Annotated in this window: 1 protein-coding gene; it reads left to right on the plus strand. The window is 59.6% G+C overall.

What is annotated here, in order from left to right; all coding sequences use genetic code 11:
• Positions 1–81: 81 nt before the first annotated feature.
• Positions 82–1,184 (plus strand): IS3 family transposase gene (locus tag C7T96_RS23765; protein WP_106573738.1). Its coding sequence is split into 2 segments (ribosomal slippage): positions 82–343 and positions 343–1,184, totalling 1,104 coding nucleotides; the frame shifts between segments, so codons are not numbered across the junction.
• The last annotated feature ends 51 nt before the right edge of the window (positions 1,185–1,235 follow it).

Below are 1,235 nucleotides of genomic sequence, written 5' to 3' on the forward strand. Positions count from 1 at the left end.
TGCTCTGATCCCTGAAAACTGGACCGTTCGAAACTGGAGTTTTCCGCGGTAACATCCCTTGGCTGGGAGGAGCGGAAGACGATGAAGGCATCGAAGTTCTCGGATGCGCAGAAGGCGTTCATTTTGAAGCAGGGGGCGGACGGAATTCCCGTCGCGGAGATCGGCCGTCGGGCGGGGATTAGCCAGGCGACCTACTTCAACTGGAAAAAGAAATATGACGGGCTGCTGCCGACCGAGATGAAGCGGCTGAAGCAGCTCGAGGACGAGAACGGCAAGCTCAGAAAACTGGTTGCCGACCTCTCCCTCGACAAGGAGATGCTCCAGGACGTGATCCGCCGAAAACTGTGAGGCCTGGTCGCAAACGCGAGCTTGTGGCGCAGACATGTGGTGAGTGGGACGTGTCGATCCGGCGGGCCTGCCGGGTTCTGGAGTTCGACACGTCAAGCTATCACTACAAGTCCCGCCGCCGCGATCAGGTCGGCATTGAAGCTCGGATCAAGGACATCTGCGCCACGCGCGTTCGCTACGGCTACCGCCGCGTGCACGTGATGCTCGCGCGTGAAGGCTGGAACATCAATATGAAGCGAACCTATCGCATTTACAGAGACTTGGGCCTGCAGCTCAGAAACAAGACGCCGAAGCGCCGGGTGAAGGCCAAGCTTCGGGATGACCGTCAGGAAGCCATCTGCCCGAACGATGTCTGGGCCATGGACTTTGTTCACGACCAGCTCGCGACAGGCAAGAAGATCCGTGTGCTGACGGTCGTCGGCACGTTCTCCCGCTATGTGCCTTTGCTCGATCCCCGGTTCAGCTACCGGGCTGAGGATGTGGTCCGGGCATTGGAAAAGGTCTGTCCGACGATCGGCTATCCGAAGACGATCCGCGTCGACCAGGGCTCCGAGTTCATCTCCCGCGATCTCGACCTGTGGGCGTATACGAAGGGGGTGACGCTCGACTTCAGCCGCCCGGGGAAGCCGACCGACAATGCCTATATCGAAGCGTTCAACGGCCGCTTCCGGGCGGAGTGTCTGAACGCCCATTGGTTCCTGACGCTTGCGGACGCGGCCGAAAAGATGGAGGATTGGCGCAGATACTACAACGAGGTCCGTCCGCACGGTGCTATTGGGCACAAGGTGCCGATTTCGTTGCTTGATCCCGATGGCGCAGCCAGCCCGCCATCGTGAAAAAACCGGAAAACTCTACCTTCCGGCGGTCCAAAGAATGGGTTCGGACCA

The sequence above is a fragment of the Nitratireductor sp. StC3 genome (genome assembly GCF_003015025.1).
Classification (GTDB): domain Bacteria; phylum Pseudomonadota; class Alphaproteobacteria; order Rhizobiales; family Rhizobiaceae; genus Mangrovimarina; species Mangrovimarina alexandrii.